This is a genomic window from Polyangium jinanense (genome assembly GCF_028435365.1).
This window is the reverse complement of record NZ_JAGTJJ010000045.1, coordinates 1-16,676: the sequence shown is the minus strand read 5'-3', so window position 1 is coordinate 16,676 and position 16,676 is coordinate 1. Positions and strand designations below refer to the sequence as shown.

At 65.9% G+C, this 16,676-nt stretch carries 22 protein-coding genes; 7 read left to right on the top strand and 15 right to left on the bottom strand.

Going from position 1 to position 16,676, the window contains the following annotated elements; genetic code table 11:
* Both KEG57_RS40950 and KEG57_RS40945 read right to left on the bottom strand, forming a co-directional pair.
* Entirely contained in the window at window positions 1–492 is a 492-nt protein-coding gene (locus tag KEG57_RS40950; protein ID WP_272459510.1) for an SRPBCC family protein, read from the bottom strand.
* On the bottom strand, window positions 489–824 hold the full coding sequence (locus KEG57_RS40945; RefSeq protein ID WP_272426469.1) for an ArsR/SmtB family transcription factor: 336 nt from the start codon (window positions 822–824) through the stop codon (window positions 489–491). The genes KEG57_RS40950 and KEG57_RS40945 overlap by 4 nt, the downstream gene beginning before the upstream one ends.
* Before the next feature lie 277 nt (window positions 825–1,101).
* Here KEG57_RS40945 and KEG57_RS40940 point away from each other — a divergent pair, with 277 nt between their 5' ends.
* Entirely contained in the window at window positions 1,102–3,615 is a 2,514-nt protein-coding gene (locus KEG57_RS40940; RefSeq protein ID WP_272459509.1) for a M1 family metallopeptidase, read from the top strand.
* Between the two features lie 27 nt (window positions 3,616–3,642).
* Here the strand turns inward: KEG57_RS40940 and KEG57_RS40935 are convergent, their stop codons facing one another.
* From KEG57_RS40935 to KEG57_RS40925, 3 genes are all read right to left on the bottom strand, one after another.
* Complete coding sequence (locus tag KEG57_RS40935) at window positions 3,643–4,749, bottom strand: M35 family metalloendopeptidase (RefSeq protein ID WP_272459508.1); 1,107 nt, start codon at window positions 4,747–4,749, stop codon at window positions 3,643–3,645.
* 194 nt (window positions 4,750–4,943) lie between these two features.
* Entirely contained in the window at window positions 4,944–5,348 is a 405-nt protein-coding gene (locus KEG57_RS40930; RefSeq protein ID WP_272459507.1) for a SpoIIAA family protein, read from the bottom strand.
* A 224-nt stretch (window positions 5,349–5,572) separates the two neighbouring features.
* Entirely contained in the window at window positions 5,573–5,863 is a 291-nt protein-coding gene (locus tag KEG57_RS40925) for a hypothetical protein (RefSeq protein ID WP_272459506.1), read from the bottom strand.
* A gap of 58 nt (window positions 5,864–5,921) precedes the next feature.
* On the opposite strand from KEG57_RS40925, the gene KEG57_RS40920 reads away from it, so the two are divergent.
* Together KEG57_RS40920 and KEG57_RS40915 are read left to right on the top strand one after the other, a co-directional pair.
* A complete protein-coding gene (locus KEG57_RS40920; RefSeq protein ID WP_272459505.1) occupies window positions 5,922–7,625 on the top strand; it encodes a DNA polymerase/3'-5' exonuclease PolX in 1,704 nt (567 codons plus the stop codon).
* A 57-nt stretch (window positions 7,626–7,682) separates the two neighbouring features.
* Window positions 7,683–8,045, top strand: coding sequence for a hypothetical protein (locus KEG57_RS40915; RefSeq protein WP_272426459.1), 363 nt, complete (start codon window positions 7,683–7,685; stop codon window positions 8,043–8,045).
* A gap of 3 nt (window positions 8,046–8,048) precedes the next feature.
* On the opposite strand, the gene KEG57_RS40910 is transcribed toward KEG57_RS40915, so the two are convergent.
* On the bottom strand, window positions 8,049–8,564 hold the full coding sequence (locus tag KEG57_RS40910; RefSeq protein ID WP_272426457.1) for a hypothetical protein: 516 nt from the start codon (window positions 8,562–8,564) through the stop codon (window positions 8,049–8,051).
* 53 nt (window positions 8,565–8,617) lie between these two features.
* Entirely contained in the window at window positions 8,618–9,235 is a 618-nt protein-coding gene (locus KEG57_RS40905) for a rhomboid family intramembrane serine protease (RefSeq protein ID WP_272426456.1), read from the bottom strand.
* 145 nt (window positions 9,236–9,380) lie between these two features.
* On the opposite strand from KEG57_RS40905, the gene KEG57_RS40900 reads away from it, so the two are divergent.
* Together KEG57_RS40900 and KEG57_RS40895 are read left to right on the top strand one after the other, a co-directional pair.
* A complete protein-coding gene (locus KEG57_RS40900) occupies window positions 9,381–9,722 on the top strand; it encodes a hypothetical protein (protein WP_272426454.1) in 342 nt (113 codons plus the stop codon).
* Window positions 9,722–10,936, top strand: a complete 1,215-nt coding sequence (locus tag KEG57_RS40895; protein ID WP_272426452.1) for a DUF3570 domain-containing protein — start codon at window positions 9,722–9,724, stop codon at window positions 10,934–10,936. The genes KEG57_RS40900 and KEG57_RS40895 overlap by 1 nt, the downstream gene beginning before the upstream one ends.
* A gap of 11 nt (window positions 10,937–10,947) precedes the next feature.
* On the opposite strand, the gene KEG57_RS40890 is transcribed toward KEG57_RS40895, so the two are convergent.
* From KEG57_RS40890 to KEG57_RS40880, 3 genes are read right to left on the bottom strand one after another with little or no spacing between them, the layout of a single operon-like run.
* Complete coding sequence (locus tag KEG57_RS40890) at window positions 10,948–11,670, bottom strand: hypothetical protein (RefSeq protein ID WP_272426451.1); 723 nt, start codon at window positions 11,668–11,670, stop codon at window positions 10,948–10,950.
* Between the two features lie 31 nt (window positions 11,671–11,701).
* Window positions 11,702–11,917, bottom strand: a complete 216-nt coding sequence (locus tag KEG57_RS40885; protein WP_272426450.1) for a DUF4266 domain-containing protein — start codon at window positions 11,915–11,917, stop codon at window positions 11,702–11,704.
* 46 nt (window positions 11,918–11,963) lie between these two features.
* Window positions 11,964–12,560, bottom strand: coding sequence for a DUF2271 domain-containing protein (locus KEG57_RS40880; RefSeq protein ID WP_272426447.1), 597 nt, complete (start codon window positions 12,558–12,560; stop codon window positions 11,964–11,966).
* A 288-nt stretch (window positions 12,561–12,848) separates the two neighbouring features.
* Between KEG57_RS40880 and KEG57_RS40875 the strand changes: the two genes are divergently transcribed.
* Window positions 12,849–13,271 carry a hypothetical protein gene (locus tag KEG57_RS40875; protein WP_272426445.1) on the top strand — a complete coding sequence of 141 codons (423 nt, stop codon included), beginning with the start codon at window positions 12,849–12,851 and terminating at the stop codon, window positions 13,269–13,271.
* Window positions 13,268–13,774: a hypothetical protein gene (locus tag KEG57_RS40870; protein ID WP_272426443.1), complete on the top strand. Its 507-nt coding sequence runs from the start codon at window positions 13,268–13,270 to the stop codon at window positions 13,772–13,774. Before KEG57_RS40875 ends, KEG57_RS40870 begins: the two co-directional genes overlap by 4 nt.
* Here the strand turns inward: KEG57_RS40870 and KEG57_RS40865 are convergent.
* The 5 genes from KEG57_RS40865 to KEG57_RS40845 form a co-directional block, all read right to left on the bottom strand.
* Window positions 13,759–14,187, bottom strand: coding sequence for a hypothetical protein (locus KEG57_RS40865; RefSeq protein ID WP_272426442.1), 429 nt, complete (start codon window positions 14,185–14,187; stop codon window positions 13,759–13,761). The two genes, KEG57_RS40870 and KEG57_RS40865, sit on opposite strands and share 16 nt — an antisense overlap.
* 63 nt (window positions 14,188–14,250) lie before the next feature.
* Complete coding sequence (locus tag KEG57_RS40860) at window positions 14,251–14,841, bottom strand: hypothetical protein (protein ID WP_272426440.1); 591 nt, start codon at window positions 14,839–14,841, stop codon at window positions 14,251–14,253.
* A gap of 7 nt (window positions 14,842–14,848) precedes the next feature.
* Window positions 14,849–15,229 carry an MmcQ/YjbR family DNA-binding protein gene (locus KEG57_RS40855; protein ID WP_272426439.1) on the bottom strand — a complete coding sequence of 127 codons (381 nt, stop codon included), beginning with the start codon at window positions 15,227–15,229 and terminating at the stop codon, window positions 14,849–14,851.
* Between the two features lie 53 nt (window positions 15,230–15,282).
* On the bottom strand, window positions 15,283–16,107 hold the full coding sequence (locus KEG57_RS40850; RefSeq protein WP_272426437.1) for a class I SAM-dependent methyltransferase: 825 nt from the start codon (window positions 16,105–16,107) through the stop codon (window positions 15,283–15,285).
* A 104-nt stretch (window positions 16,108–16,211) separates the two neighbouring features.
* On the bottom strand, window positions 16,212–16,535 hold the full coding sequence (locus tag KEG57_RS40845) for a hypothetical protein (RefSeq protein WP_272426435.1): 324 nt from the start codon (window positions 16,533–16,535) through the stop codon (window positions 16,212–16,214).
* Between the last annotated feature and the right edge of the window lie 141 nt (window positions 16,536–16,676).

Below are 16,676 nucleotides of genomic sequence, written 5' to 3'. Positions count from 1 at the left end.
TCAGGCCCCGGATGCGAGCAGCGCGTCCAGCGCGCGATAACTTTCCTCGAGGCCCGTCGTCATGCCGGAGGAGAGCATTCCGTCACGCTCCTCGGTCGTGTGGAACAGCGACGTCGTCACGAGCCTGGTTCGGCCGTCGCCGAGATCCTCGAGCGTCATGGTTTCGATCACCACGTAGCCCGGCATCCCGTCCCATTCGAAGGTCTGCACGAGTCGCTCCGGCGGGGATACTTCGCGAAATCGCCCTTCGAACCCGTGGACGCCGTCGGGCGTATGCTCGACGAAGCGCCAATGCCCTCCACGCTCGACCTCCAAGCGCTCGATGACGAGCCGATTGCCGCGTCCCCACCATTGCGCGACGAGCTTCGGATCGGTCATCGCCTGCCAAACCCGCTCCCTCGGGGCGTTGAAGACGCGCTCCGTGCGGACCTCGCGGTCGCTCGGGGTCGTGACGGAAAGCGGATGGGGCCGTACTTGCGAGGTGCTCATCATTTCGTCTCCTTCGTGCGCTCCAAAAACTCTCCGAGCCGATCGAGCCGCGCTTCCAGCATCTGGCGGTAGGAGGCAATCCAGGCAGCCTCGTCCTCCAATCGGCGCGGCCCGAGCCGACAGGTCCTCACGCGCCCGCGCTTCTCCGTCGTCACCAGCTTGGCGTCTTCGAGCACGTGCACGTGCTTTTTCATGCCGGTCAGGGTCATGTCGAAGACACCGGCCAGCTCGCTGATGGACGCATCGCCACGCCCGAGCCGCTCGAGGATCCCCCGGCGGGTCGCGTCCGACAGGGCTCCGAACGTCGCGTCGAGTTGCGCCGAACACTGAACCATGTGGTTCACTGTACCCGTTCTGGCGGAGAGTGCAAGCAGATCGTGCGCACCTCTTCAGGGACCCCCTGCCTTGCGCAGATCGCGCAAGCAGGGTTCTCAGTTCGGGCAAGCTTGCACGAACCGGCCGCGCGCCGCCCCGCTCGTTCCTGCGCGATAGCTCCAAACCAGGTCCTGGCACGCTTTCTGCAGTCGTGCGCGCGCGTGATGAGCAGCGCCCCGACCGGTCGCACATCGGCGCCCGGGGTGGCGTCGTTCCTTGCCCCTTCGAGGAGAATCAATGAGCTTCACAAGATGGCCCTCGCATTCCGGCTTGCGCTGGGCGTCGTGTTTTCTCCTTTCGTCGTCGCTCGCAGCCGGATGCTCGACAGCGCCAGAACCGCCCGGCCCCGAGACCGCCGAGGTCGATGTCCAGCGTTACGAATTGAAAGGTGATTACGACTGGGTTCGTGGCCGCCTCGCCGCGACGGTCGATATCACTCTCTCACCCTTGCCCGAGGGGACGAAGACGATCTCGCTCGACAGCGCCGTGGCCGAGGTGAAAGCCGTGCGGCTCGCGGGCGGTGGAGCCCTGCCTTTCTCGGCGAATGCGAGCGCGGAGCAGCTCCAAGTGGATGTGTCCGCGGTACCCGGTCTCGGAACGGATGCGGACATCACTCTCCAAGTCGATTACGAGGCCGCGCCGAGCGACTCCTTGGTTCCCGTGATCGAGGATCGCAAGGGGGATCCCTTGAACGTGCGCGCGGTCTTCACGATGTCGGAGCCGGCCTTCGCGAGGCGCTGGATGCCTTGTCATGACACACCGTCAGATCGAGCGGTCTTCTCCATCTCCATGCGCATGGACGGCGCGGAGAAGATGATCGCCAACGGCGACCTCGTCTCCGACGAACCGGAAGGAGACGGAACGCACCGAATGAAGTACGAGACCACGTACACGCTGCCCACCTACCTGATGGCCTTCGCGATCAGCGATTTCGAGGTGGAGAGCACGATGAAGGGCGACCTGCCCGTCTCGATCTGGCACCGGCGCGGGCTCCAGGGGCATTACGAGGCGGTGCTCGGGGAGATGGTGGGCATGCTCGACCATTTCGAGGGGTTGCTCGGTCCCTATCCATTCGAGAAGTACGCGGTGGTGCACCTGCCGGCCTTGCCGGCCACCGGCATCGAGAACGCCAGCATTTCGTTCCATTACGAAGGCGCGGGCACGGAGCCGCTCGCCGCCGAGCTCTCGCTGACGGCGCACGAGCTCGCGCACCAGTGGGTCGGGGATCTCGTGACGCTCGAGAGCTGGGACGACCTCTGGATCAAGGAAGGAATGGCGACGCTCCTCGAGCCGGAGGGGCTTCGCGCGCACCTGGACAAGGACGGCCCGTTCACGCTGAACGGCAACGAGTTCTTCGCGACGGAAGGCGAAGCCATCCGCGACACGTCGCTGAAGATCGCGGAAAAATACAACACGGGGCCCTACACCCGCGCGGCGTGGCTCTTGACGCAAATACGAAGCCTCGTGGGCGAGGAAGCCTTCTGGGCGACATGGCGAAACATCCTCGAAAAGCATCGCTTTGGGGCGATCGGGACGGATGACGTCCTCGAGGTATTCGCGGAGGCGTTCGGTCCGGAGGCCACGGCGCGAGTAAGACACGCGATCGATGCCAAGGGGCTTCCCACGCTGACGATTGCGCCTTTGCCCTCGGGAGGCGCCACCGTGACGCTGCACGACCCCGACGGGGCGCTGCTCGTCCCGTTCGATATCGGCTGGGTCGCGGAAGACGGCTCGATGCGGACGGAGACGCTCCCGATCGGAGAGGCTTTCGAGGTGGCACCGAAGAGCGGCGAGTTCCTCGTGCTGGATCCGAAAGACCACCACCTCACCTGGGATTCGTTCCTGGTGGACGATGAATCCATGAATGCCTACTACACGAACGTTCTGCCGCTCCTCGTGCCCACGAGCCCGGCAGCGGAGGTCCGCTTTCTCGAAATCGGATCGGCAGCCCAGGATGAAGTGCTTTTCACGTCGGCATCGTTGCCGGGTGCCACGCCAGAGGGCCTCGGGGCGTTCATTGCAGGGCTCGATTCGGAGTGGACCCAGGCCAATGCCCTGAGCACCGCTTGTTCGGTGGCCAGCGACCCGAGCCTCGACCCGGCGACCGCGGAGGCCTGGGCGACCGCGTTGAACCAGACGCTCCCGGTCCCGCCGCCGCCGTTCGTGCTCGATTTGGTCCAGGTCCAGGGCTATGGCGCGTGCAGCATGTTCGATCCGGTGACCGCCTTCGCAGACGACTGGACGAGCCTAGAGACAGGGCTCGCGTCCGGCGAAATCGATTATCTCCGGCTGAGCTTCCTGACCGCGTTCGACATCCCGGCGCCGCTCGCGATGTCGACGTGGGGACGCGTCGCAAAAGAAGCGAACATGGCCCGGGCGCGCTGGCTCGCGACCATCGAGCTCAGGACGTATCTGAGCGGGCTCGAGCCTGCGGACATCCCCACGTGGCGGGCATTCTTCGTCGAGATGCTGAGCACGACCGAGGACACTGATGTGCTCCAACAAGCCATCCGCGCGGTCGTCACGACGATGGGACCCACGGCGGCCGAGAATGCAGACGCATTGGCTGGCCTCAACGTGCTGCTTCACTCGCCGTGGACGCGGGTGGCACATTTGCGAGCCGTGTGCGCGGCGGTCAAGCTGACGGCGGGTGATGCGATGGCCTGGGCTGCGTTCGCCGAGGGCGTGAAGGACGCCCCGCTCGCTCCGAACGCCGCTGCACGGCTCGCGGACCCCTCCCTCTGCCCATGATGCTGGGAGGGCGCGAGCGCCGCGCGATCACTGGAGGGCGGGGGTGTTCTCGGCGAAGTATTCGTGGCTGTCGGCGTTGTTCAGCGCCTTTGCCGGGTCCGAGATTGCGAGCGACTTCGCGCCGGACTGGCCGTACACCCAGTCGTCCGTGCCGGCGACGGCGTCGAAGTGCGAGAGCTCGTGGATGATCGTGCCGCCCTTCGAGTCCGTGCCAGACAGCGGCGCGCTCCAGAAGACGCTGCAGAGATACACGTTGTACGGCTGGTTCGGATACACGTACGCGTAATACTTCTTCTTGCAGCCGCAATCGAAGTTCAAGGGCTTCGAGTCGACCGCGTCCTTGATGGCCACGAACTGGCTCTTCGCGGTGTTCCAGCCGTTCGTCGAGAACGCGCCGAACCAGGTGGTGTACCGCGGATTCGCGGCGGGCGTGCCGCCTAGGTAGAGGACCGCGCCGTCGGCCATGGTGCTCGCCGCGCCGAGCGCCTGCGTGACCGTGGTTTGCTGGTCCGCAGAGCACTTGCTGAACCCGACGCTCCCGAAGTTCTGCGGGCCCGGGGCGCTGATGAACTGGGGCGACGGCGCGTTCGCGCGGCCCTCGATCCACAGGCTCACCTCGTTGGAATCGAGGGAGACCGCCTGCTTCGTTACGGACGTCAGCATGTCGGCCGCGTACCGGATCGTGTACGTGGCCGACTGCGTCAGATCGTAGAAGCCCGAGAGCGTGGCCGTGCGCGTCACGCTTTTGCCCGGGCCGAGCACGACGTAATCCTCGTCCGACATCGCCGGGCGCTTGTAATGCGGGCCGGTGAACTCCACCGGCTGTCCGCCCCGCATCACGAGGAAGAGATCTTCTTCGAGGTCCTCGCCCGGCGCATACCACGCAGGCAGGTGGATCGAGCGTTTCGTGGTGTTGGTGAGCTTCACCGTGACCGTCACGCTCTCGATCTGGCTCACGGATGCCTTGTCGACGGAAAGCTCGACCGCGATGTCACCCGCGGCAGGATCCATTCCGTCTTCGACCACGACCTCGCTGCCGGCCCCATCCTCCTCGTCCTGGACAACGCACGCGCCGAGCAGCATCGCGCTCGCAGCACCCAAAGCCAGCCACTTGAAAGGAAGCTTCTTGCTCATCGTTGGACCCCTGGACAGGAGGAGCGACCGGCGGTGACAGCCCGACAGGGAGACTCCTCACTGACCATCGACCCTACCATTTTCGTTTTCGAAATGAAATTGGAAATCGCCAAAGGCAGGAAAATAAGCCGTGGGGATGCCGACGGGTGGTCACTCGAGTGACCGAAATGGGCGAGCTCCCGCGATTGCGAAGATCAGCTTTGGTTTTCGGTCGCGATGACGGCGCGTCGCTCTGCGAGCCAGGCGCGGGCCTCGGCTTCGGTCGCGAAATAACGGGTGGGCACCGTGTCGATTCGACGGATGAAGCTGCCGGCGCGCACGACGAGGTCCGCGAGGACGCGGATCGCGAAGTGCGCCCCGAAGACGGCCACGCCGAGCACGGGGACGTCGTGCACCTTCTCCGCCCCCGCCTTGCGTGCGCCCGCGCTGACGGACCCGATGCGCGAGAGATCCACGAGCTTCAGCAGATAAGGACGACCCGCGATGAAGGACTTCTCCAGCGACGTCAGCTCGCGCATCTCCGCCTCACTGATGTCCCCGGCGAACCTCCATACGGCCGTATCTGGCGGCTCGAAAAATACCGTATGCTTCTCCCTCATCGGGTGTCTCACGACACGTTCGAGCGGAGATCGTGCCGAAACCGATAGGTGAAACCAAGCAAAAACGGCGCGCTACGCGTGCTCGTCCGGGCGAGCCGTATTACCTCGAAGCGGCGCGTCAGCGAGAAGACGGATGTACCTTGCTTGCGCTCGGCCCGCTGGGCACGAGCGCAGTCAGGTACATTTGTGAATGTCTTAGAAAGAAAAACTCAGCCTGCGATCATTCAATATCGCCGCCCAGGCGCTGCGGTATCATGCGCGGCCGGACGGCGGGGCGGGGTGGGCATCTCGTCGGAATCGCGCGCGGGTGCCATTTCGAGCGTCGACGGATGCACGAGGACGGGCGAGCGAGAAAGGAGCGCGTACGTGCCGAGCAAACACGTCACGGTCACCACGATGACGGCGAGTGGGTGAGGCTTCGCCTGCAAGAGCGCATGTGGCAAGGGGACCTCCTCGAAGAAAGGATCGCGCTCGGGGGCGCCAGCGTCCACGGAAAAGAACGCGAGGTAGGACATTGATCGTCCCATGCTTGACAGGGCGTCGGTCCTGTGCCCTTTGGTCTTGACTGGAGAGATGAGCACGATGGTGGACAAGCTCGATGTCGCCCGAGCGCTTCGTGAGATCGGGGCCCTGCTCCGATGCAAAGGGGAGAGCTCGTTCAAGGTGCAGGCCTACGAGAATGGCGCCGCCGCGGTCGAGGCGCTTTCCGAGGACCTCGGCCGGCTGGTCGAGGAGGCGCGCCTGACGCAGGTGCCCGGCATTGGCGCGTCGCTCGCTTCCGTCATCACCGAGATCGTCCGTACGGGGCAATCGGAGCTGCTCACGAAGCTCCGCGCGGAGCTGCCGCCCGGCGTGCTCGAGCTTTGCGAGATTCCAGGGCTCAGCCCGAAGAAAATCCAGGTGCTCCACGACGCGCTGGGGATCACGAGCGTGGAGGACCTGCGGCAGGCCTGCCTCGCAGGCCGCGTCCGCTCGGTGAAAGGATTCGGCCCGAAGACGCAGCAGAGCCTGCTCGAGGCCATCGCGCAGCGCGAGACCCGCGTGGAGCAGGTGCTGCTCGTCGACGCGCTCGCCGTGGCGGAGCCGCTGCTCGACCACCTCCGCGCCTTTCCCGCGGTGCAGCGAGCGGATCTCGCGGGCGAGGTGCGTCGTTTTTGCGAGACGGTCTCCGAGGTGCAGCTCGTCGCGGCGAGCGACGAGGCCCATGCGGTGCTCGGTCACGCCGAGCGATTTCCGCGGGTGACGAGGGTGCGCAGCCGAGACGCAGAGCGGGTCGAGCTGTTTCTCGCGGGAGACGTCCGCGCGTCGGTGCACGTGCCGCCGCCCGCCCATTACGCCGCCGCGCTCTTGACGCTGACCGGCGCGCCGGCGCACCTCGCCGAGCTCGGCAAAACGGCCACCGAGCACGGCCTCGAAGACGTGCGCGCGCTCGTGAGCATCGAGAGCGAGGACCAGATTTACCGGGCGCTCGGCCTGAATCCCGTGCCGCCCGAGCTACGCGAGGGAGACGGAGAAATCGAGGCGGCACGGCACGACGATTTCGCCGACCTCGTCACGCAGGCCGACATCCAGGGCATGGTACATTGCCACACCGTCTTTTCGGACGGCAACGATACCATCGAGGACATGGCGCGCGCGGCCGAGGCGATGGGGATGAAATACCTCACGATCACGGATCATTCGCCGACGGCGCATTACGCGAGGGGCGTGGAGCTCGATCGCCTCAAGTCGCAGTGGGACGAGATCGCGCGCGTGCAGGAGCGGGTGAAGATCAAGCTTCTGCGCGGGACGGAGTCGGACATTCTCGCGACGGGCGCGCTCGATTACCCCGACGCCATCCTGGAGCAGCTCGACGTGGTGATCGCCAGCGTCCATTCACGCATGAAGATGGACGAGGCGGCCATGACGCAAAGGCTCGTGGACGCGATGCGGCAGCCGATCTTCAAGATATGGGGCCACCCGCTCGGCCGCCTGCTCTTGCGGCGCGAGCCCTTCGCGTGCCGGGTCGAGGAGGTGCTCGACGTGATCGCCTCGTCGCGAGCCGCGATCGAGGTCAACGGGGACCCGTACCGGCTCGACATGGAGCCGCGCTGGCTGAAGGAGGCGCGGAAGCGGGGGATCCGTTTCGTCATCTCGACGGACGCGCATTCGACGAAAGGCCTTTCGTCCCTGCGTTTTGGTGTGGGTGTGGCGCGGCGAGGCGGGCTCCGCAAGGGCGAGGTGCTCAATGCGCTCGGCCCCGAAGGTTTCGCGACGGCGGTCAGGCCCAGCCATTGAGGGTGGGCGCCGAAGTTGCAGGTGCTCCGGGTACGATCCTCGCACGCGCGTATCGGCATGACCCCGAAAGCGAAGAACGACAGCCGCCCCCCGAGCCCCGCCCGCCCGCGGACGCTTCCGGGACGCGCCCCCGCCTCCAACGCGTGCCCGCTGTTTTTCCGCGTCCTCGTGTACGAGGCGCGCTCGGGCGAGAAGAGCTTCGCCGATTGCGGCCACGAGCTCGGCCGGCAAATCTTCTCCATCGTGGGAAACGAGCTCGGAGAAGACGTGCTCGGTGAGCTCGTCGTGCTCATCATGAAGCGCGACACCCTGGCGATCCTGCAATGGTTGAAGGCCCGCGTGCCCCGCATGATGGACATGATCCCGACGCGCGAATACCGCGCTTTCATGAAGGGATTCATGCAGGCGGTCGTCGAGTAGCCCTCACTTGAGCTCGAGCATGAGCTCGAACTCGCCCGCCTCGTCCATCCATCCGTCGACGACGACGTAATAGGTCGCGCCTGCCTGGACGTCGTCGATCTGATTGACGTCGTTGTCCTCGACCATCGATCCGAGCGAGCAATCGAGCACGTCGCCTGCGCTGCCGGGGCACGCAGTCCACGTGTGCAGCCAGTGGTGCGCGTACTGGGGATGGAGCGTCGCGACGAGCGTGCCCGGCGACGAGGGCCGGACGGGAAAGACGAGCTCCTTGCCGATTCTCTCGCCGGCCATGCACTCGCTGAACATCGGGCTCGCCGTCGTCAGGTCCGTCCCCCGGCTCGTGTCGTCGAAGAGGGACAAGGATTCGCCCTGTGCGATCTCGGTGAGCGACGTGCAAGCGTCCCCCGCGTGCTGGCCCGGCGGGGTCGGGGGCGTGTAATCGTCGATCGCGCAGGCCGAGACCAAAAGGCCGAGCACGAGGCAAGTTCCGAGACGAACGAGGCGGGAAAGGGTCCCCATGGCCCGCGAGCATTCCACCGCGGCGCGGACGATACAAGAGGGAAGTTTGGCACTCAAAAGAAGCTCTTCAGCGTGCGCTCGACGCGCCCCGGCTCGAAGAGGTACGTGAGCAGGGCTCCGTAGACCGCGCCCGAGAAATGGGCGTCGTGGTTGATATCGTCTCCGGCCGTATACGAGTGCCAGGCGCTGTAGGCGAGGTAGGCCACGGCGAACACGATGCCCGGCACCGGAATCGGCAGGAACATGAGCTGGAGCTTGAGCTTGGGGACCAGGAGGACGGCGCTGAACATGACGGCGGCCACCGCGCCGGAGGCCCCGAGCGAGCTGTAATTCGGTTTTCGCATGTAGCGCAGGGTTGTGGGGATGAACCCGACGATCACCGCGGTCACGTACAGCACGAGGTAACGCGTCACGCCGAGCACGCGAATGGTTTGCTCCGTGAAAAAGTAGAGCGAGAACATGTTGAACGCCAGATGCGAGAAATCGGCGTGGACCCATCCCGCGGTGAGCAGGCGATGGATGTGCCCGTTTTTGCGCACCTGGTAGGGAACCAGGATCAGCGCTCGCCGCACCGACTCGGAGACCCACCCGAGCAGGCTCACAATCGCCACGGAAGCAATCAGCAAGACAGGAACGGGCGAGGCGAGGAGACGCGCCGGGAGATCGTTCATGACGGTAGGATATCACGGTCCGAGCGCATCGCGGGCAGGCTCTCGTTGTTGAAAGTCACTTGCATCTTCATGTCCCTTCCGGTAGAAGCTCAGCATGGTGTCAGAGAAACCACGTGATCTAGGCCTTTTCACTGGAGGAGCCCTCGTGATGCTCGGGGCCCTCGCTGTCTCCGTGCCTGCCTGCGCGGGGGTCGATAGCCACGATCAAACGCGAAGAACGGCGGAGGTCGTGGACGAGGGCGCGAACGACGACGACGCGACCACGAATACCGGATCCGGCGCGGGTGGGGCCGGCGGCAGCGGCGCGACCACGTCCAGCAGCTCGACGGGATCGGGCTCATTTCCGCCGCCCGACGACGATGAGGACGACGAGGACGACGAGGACGAGGACGACGAGGACGACGAGGACGAGGACGAGGACGAGGACGACGAGGATGACGAGGACGACGACGACGAGGAAGAAGACGACGAGGACGACGACGATTGATGGTTTTCAAGCATCGTGAGATTGCGCTCCTCAGCGCTCTCCTTGCGTCGATCGTTCTCCTTCCCCTTTCGTATGCGGAGGATCCGAAAGCACCAGCCGCGGCGAAGCGTCGGGCCACGTCGAGCCTCGATGCAAGCGCCAGCGCCGAGACGTCGGTGTACCTCGACGATACCCATGTCGAGGTCGTGACCCCGACGATTGCAGGCACGATCAAAAGCCCAACGGCAGGCTGGTCCTTGAGTGGCCGGTATCTCGTGGATGTCGTGACCGCCGCGTCGGCCGATATCGTGGCCACCGCGTCGCCTCCCTGGACGGAGGTTCGTCACGCCGGATCCCTTGAAGGCGCCTACGAGAAAGGGGATCTCGGGGTGGGCGCGCATGCGTCGATCTCGCGCGAGCCCGATTATCGGTCGCTCTCGGCAGGTCTGCACGGGACGCTCGACCTCGCCCAAAAGAACTATGGGTTATTGCTCGGGTATGCGTTCCGGCACGATACGGCGGGGCGCGCGGGGACTCCGTTCGACGTGTTTGGATGGACTCTCCAGCGGCACGACGTGAACGTCGGGCTCACGATCGTCGTGAACCGCTCGACGATCGGCGCCCTTCAGCTCGACGCGATGTTCGAGCGAGGAAACCAGGCCAAACCCTATCGGTATGTGCCGCTCTTCGCGGCGGAGGACGCAGAGCAGGTCTCCGCGGGCGCGAGCGTCGAGCTCGTGAGCGCGCTTCGCCTGCACGCGCGTCCGCTGGAGGCGCTGCCTCTCGTGCGAGATCGGTTCGCGCTCACCGGGCGCCTCGCGCACCGCCGCGCGGGCGGCACGCTGCGCCTCGAGGAGAGGCTCTACACGGATACGTGGGGAATGGCCGCGAGCACGACGGACGTGCGTTATTCGATCGATATCGGGCGGTTTGTCACGGTATGGCCGCGCCTGCGCTTCCACGCGCAGACCGGCGCCGATTTTTGGCAGCGGGCGACCGTGGTGTCCGTCGCGGAGGACGGAGCGATCACGATCCCCGCGGTCCGGACCGGGGATCGCGAGCTCGGGCCGCTCTGGACGCTGACGGGCGGCGGAGGCGTGTCCGTGAAGCTCGGCGCGAGATTCACCGCGAGCTTCCAGATAGATGGCGTCTTCACGCATTATCTCGACGCGCTGTATCTCACGCGGCGCAATGCATTGTTTTCGGCGCTCGCGTTGCAAGCGGCGTTCGATTGAACGCCGACAGCTCAGAAAGCGTACGAAAACGAGAGCTCGGGCGAGAGAAGCGTGCCGGTCGAGGGAAAGGGCTTTGTGAATTTCAAGGCAGCCGACAGCGCGAGCGAGGGCGAGAATGCGTAGGCCGCCGCGGCCCCGAGGCCAACGAAGCCCGTGCCGGATTTGCGATAGGCGCTGAGCGTCTGCGACGGAGGGTTGTCGAGCTGGCTCGCGGGCGGCGGCTTCGTCGTGTCCTCTTCCACGAAGACCCGGTACTCCGTGTCGAACTGAGCGATACCCCCAAAAACAAAGAGGGAGCCCCGGAACCCCGGCCTGGCAAAGGGCCGGGCGCCGAACGTGTATCCCGCGCGGACCTCGCCGTGAAACGGCAAGAATGCCGGCGCCTCGGCGCCGCTCGGCCGCGGTCCGCCCCCTTGGAGCACCCAGCCGAGGCGCACGCCGAGCGTGACGTTCTCGAAAACCACGCGGTCATAGCCGAGGAGGACCCGCGTCGTCGAGAGCTGGAGGCCGGGGCGTACGTCGCCGCCGCGCATGGCGAGCGGCGTGCCGTGGTATTGCGTGCCCGAGTCCCGGAAGCAGGCGTAATCGCCGTAGAGCTGGTTTTCGGGCGAGCAGACGTCGCTGCCCGCGTGGAGCCCCAGGTCCTGGACGAGCGATAGGGTGAGGCCATTGGCGAGCGAGGGAGCTTTTTTCGAGGGCGTGTCGGCGGCCAGCGCCTCGTTCGGAAAAAACAAGAGCGCTGCGACGAGCAGCCAAGGACGCGCATCAATTGCAGCCGCAGCCGCCCTCGGCGCTCGCCGCCCCGCCGCTCGCGCCTTCATGGACCGCTTGCATGTGGGATTCGCCGGGGCCGGAGATCGGGCCGACGGACATCGTCGGATGCGCGAGGTGCCCGCGCTCGTAAGGCGCGACGTGCGTGCAAGCGGCGAGCCCGTGCAGGAGCCCGAGGAGGCATACGAGCTGCGCGATTCGCAGGACCATGGAGACCTCGTGTCGAAAAGGGATTGGTTCGAGGAATCGACCTTCATCAGGGTGTCCAGGAAAGATGCCTTCCGATGAAGGCCGGTTCGTCCGGCAATGTCATTTCCTGGGCGTCGGGGCCCTTCATGAAATCGACCGCCGTCCAGGGACCGGGATCCTCGCCCGAGTCCGACGAGTTCCATTCCGTGAACTCGACGTGCACGCGATAGGGGCCGTTCGGGACCACGAGGCCCGCCGTGTCCGTGCCATTCCAGGTGGTCACGTGCTCGGCGTGCGATTTTCGCGTGGCTCCGGTCACCGCATCCACCACATTCGTGCCGGAGGCGGCGCCCCAGCGCACGAGGTGCTCCACGCGCTTCGCCGCCCACACTTCGAGCGTCTTCACGAATGTATCCTGCGCATCTGTGATCCACACGGCGCCAATGTTTTTCGGGGCATACTCGCCGTCGAGGGAGACGGTGGTGAATCGATATTCGAGTGTGCTGCTCGCGGGCGCCGCGCCGCCCTTCCCCCCTGCGCCGCCCGTGCCGCCCGTGCCCGTGCTGCTCGCCGCGTCGGCCGCCGCGCCGCCGCTGCCATCTCCGCGATAAGGCACCCAGAATGCGGGGTCGCTCTGGGTCGCGGGGCCACAAGCGAACAACATGGACGGGAGGAGGCGTGCCGCCCACACGAGGGCAAGACGATTCGCATTTCTCGTTGACCTGACCATCGACGCCGGCTACCCTGTTGATGTTGACTTCTACTTTCATCTTCAGCTTAGAGAGATCGCACCCTGGAGACAAGAGGAAAGTTGTTCGTGTTCACGTTGACCCAGAATTCCGCCCCACGTAGGTCGGGCCTTCGCTGGTCCTTCGCAGCGCGATTGGCGGGCGCTTGCTTTTGCGTTGCGGGTCTGGGCTGCACGAACCCGCTCCAGGAGGACGCCATTGCCGTGCTCGGCCCCGAGTCCCCGGCAATCCCTCTCGGCCCATTGCACCGCGCCGGGCAACCCTGCCTCGTATGTCACGACGGCGCCGAGGCGACCGAGCTCACCGTCGCAGGGACGATCTACGAGCGCGCCGATTCGACGAAGCCGGTTCCCGACGTGCTCGTGCACCTCGTCGACGCGCGCGGAACGGCGTACGTGACGGCCACGAATTGCGCCGGGAATTTCTTCGTGCGTCCGGGTGATTTCAGCCCCGAATATCCGATGCGGGTGACCATCGAGCGCGACGGGTTCCGGCAGGAAATGGAGTCGCCGGTGAACGGCGAAGGCTCGTGCGCGGTCTGCCACACGACGAAGCCCGGTCCACGCTCGGCCGGCCGCGTCTTTTTGCTCTCCGTCGCCGCGAATCTGGAGGACCGTTGTCCGTGAGGCGAATGCTCCTGTCTTTGTCTCGACTCGCGCTCCCCGTGCTCGTCGTCGCTTGTGCCCCCGAGGCCGAGCCGGCAGACGTATTGCTCGTCCCGAGCCGCGCCACCTACCCGAGCGTCGGCGGCGCGCTGGAGCACCGCTGCGCGACGCTCGATTGTCATGGAAAATCCGAGCGAAACCTGCGGCTCTACGGGAGCTCCGGGATGCGGCTCGCCGCGGACGACGTGCCGGGGCATGGCGAGACGACCGACGCAGAATACGATGCGAGTTATCGCTCGGTGATTGGCCTCGAGCCCGAGGTGCTCAGCCTGGTCTGCGAGGAGGGAGGCCGCGCGCCGGAGCGGCTCTCGCTGGTTCGGAAAGCGCGCGGCGAGGAGGCGCACAAGGGCGGCGCGCGTATCGTCCCGGGTGATGACGCGGATCGATGCCTGACGAGCTGGTTATCGGCCGCGACGGACAAGGACGCGTGCGCGCGGGCGGCGGAGGATCAGGGATCGGAGTGAGCGCCGAGCAATCGGCGGAGCTCGGGCACGGCAGCGCGGGCCTCGTCGAGGTCACGCACGAAGCGGGTGGGGCTCGCGTGCTTGGGGCGCAGCGCGCGGACCGCGCGAAAAAGGAGATCGGCGATCGTCCGTAACGTCGCATTGGCCCCGATCACCACGATGGCCCGCCGAGGCCCGATGTTGCGGGTCTCAGCGAACGCGCGGCGAGCCTCCATCGACATCCATTCGAGCCGGGAGACGTCGCAGAACACGATGCCATGCGACCATGTTTCGGCGGCCGCGAGTTGCGCCGCGAGGAGGGGCGTCGCCTCCGCCACGTCGATGGTGCCCCGCATGGTGACGTGCAGAATGTCCGGCTGCTCGACCCAAACGTCGGGATGACTCGTCGGGGTGCGCAGGGTAGGAGGCTCCAATTCGTAGGGACTCCGAGGAAACGAGAATCGGCAGAGCAGGATACCGCGAAGAACGGTGTCCCCTCAACCGAATTTTCCCCAGCGTTCGATCGCGGCCTTCAGCCACGCAGGCGCGAAGGCCATCGGCGGCTGCGGCTCGGTGCGCGTCATTTCTTCCGCGCGACGGAGCTGCTCGGCGAGCGGCGGCACATCCCACGCAGCGCGCTCCGCGTCCGTGGTCGTCGGGTCGACGTCCCAGAGTCGATGACGCACGCCATCGGGGACGAACTGCGTCCCGTATTTCTGCGGCCGACCCTCGTACATGCACCAGCGGTCGCAGGAGGCGGCAGCGAGCCAGCGCGCCCGTCTGTATCCGCGCTCGGCCGCTTCACGCGCGAGCTCGTGTGCACGTCGCGCCTCGTCGGGATGATCTCCATGGTTGAATAACCACGCCGCATGAAACAAGTCCTCGGCGGAGGCTGCTCCGCGCGCGCGCAAGAAGGCGAGCGCAGATTCCGCCTGGGCTCGGCGCGCGTGGTCGCGTTCTCGAAGCGCGCGGTAATCGGGTGTATCGACCGGAGGGACTGCGGCGTGCTCGCGGTTGTCATCCGCGTAGAGCGCGGCGAGCGTGCTCGATGGGTCAGGGGCCGGAGAGCTGTGTTCGACTTTGCTCACGGCATCTTTATAGACGAGGACGCCGCTTGCGGAGAGCCGTCTTGCGCGTCGAGCGTGGCGCCGCGAGTCGATGGGCTTCCTCGACGATGGCCGTGATCGCCCCCCAGTCGGGGTCGCGATCGAGCCGCGCGCCGATCCAGCCCTGCCGGCCCACGTAGGGCGGGACGAAGAATCGGGAGGGATCGGAATCGATTACCATGGATTGTGCGTCGGGCGTCGCTTTGCACCAGATCGCGAGGCGCCCGTCGCCGTGGTGGTTGTCCATGAACATGACGAACGTCTTGTCGTGTACGGCAAAGCAGGGGCGTGCGTGCTTCGTGACCTCGGCCGTGCCGGGCAAGGCAAGACAGATCGTGCGGATGCGTTCGAATACGGCTTCGCTCGTCATCGGATGTCCGCCATTATCATGATGGCTCAGAGAAAACAATCGCCAGCCGAGGCCTAAAAGGCATAACGCAGGTGGCGGACGAGGTGCCGATAGAACGGTAGCCGGCCCATGACCCCGTGCATCAAGCTGGAGAACCGGCTTTTCGAGAGCCGTTCGACGAGGTCGGGCATCGTGAGAAACGCGACGCTTTCGACGAGCCGAAGCTTCGGGACGTGCTTTTCGAGGTCGTGTGGATCGTCGATCCCCCAGACGAGCTCGACCTTGGCGCCGCGCACCGTCGCCAGGCGGGAAACCAGGCGTACCATCGCGGCGCTGTAGCCGTCGAATACGACCTGTCCGCTCGGAAACTGCTCGGTGATCCGCTGCAGCACTGCTGCACCGTCTTTTTCATGCAGGTACATGAAAAGGCCCTCGGCGACGACGAGGACGGGCGTGTCTCCCGGAATCGCATCGAGCCAGGCGAGATCCGTCACGGAGGTGCCAATCCGGCGATACCCTTCGCGCTCCGGATAGAGCTTCTCACGCAGGGCGATCACGTCGGGGAAGTCGACGTCGTACCAGCGTACCTCCGGGCCCGGATCGATTCGATACACGCGGGTGTCGAGGCCGCAGCCGAGGTGCAGGACCGTCGAGCTGGGGTATTCTGCCAGGAACGCGCGTGTCCACTGGTCGAAGTGCCGCGCCCGCAGCGGCAAGGTGATTGCGCCACCACTCGGGAGCTTCAGCTCTTCGAAATCGTAGTCGATTCGAGCGACGGCGTCCGCGGCGAATCGATCGCCCAGGATCGTATTCGGGGCCGTGGCGTCGAGCGCCTTGCCGTACAGCGTGGCGAGGTACGTCTCCTTGTCCTTCGTCAGGCGAACCTTTTTCGTGTCCATCCTCGCCTCGGGCTGCGGTGCGCACGATCGCGGTCCGGGGAGTACATCAAGCCCGGTCGCCGCGGTCAAGCGACCGCTCGGCTCGCCGAGTGTCCGCCGCTGTATCAGCGGCCGTCCCCAGCCTCGATGCGCCGCGCCCGTCGCCGCCTCACGAGGGCCACGGCGAGCAGCAAGCCGAGGGCGCCTCCGAGGTACGAACCGATGTGGATGCGCCACACCCGCACGAACGCCGCGGCCCGCGCCGGGCCGGCGGGCATCTCCGCGACCGCGTGTTGATCCCACGGATCGAAGCTCGACGGCGACAATCCCAGGAGCAACGCGGCGAGCGCCGCGGTCACCATCGGAACGGCGACGAAGCCGAGCAATCGGCGAATGGGGAGTCGCTGCGGAAGTCGCTGCGACGGCTCGTTTGCAATACGGAGCGCCATGCCGGCGAGCAAACCTAGTACATCATCCCCAAAGTTCGTAGTGGTTCACGCGATCGGCATGAGCATCCAGCTGAAGGAACCGTGGAGGAGGTCGAGCAGCGGCTCCTGCTCGCGGTGCTGATAGGGCGTGGGCTCCCAGCG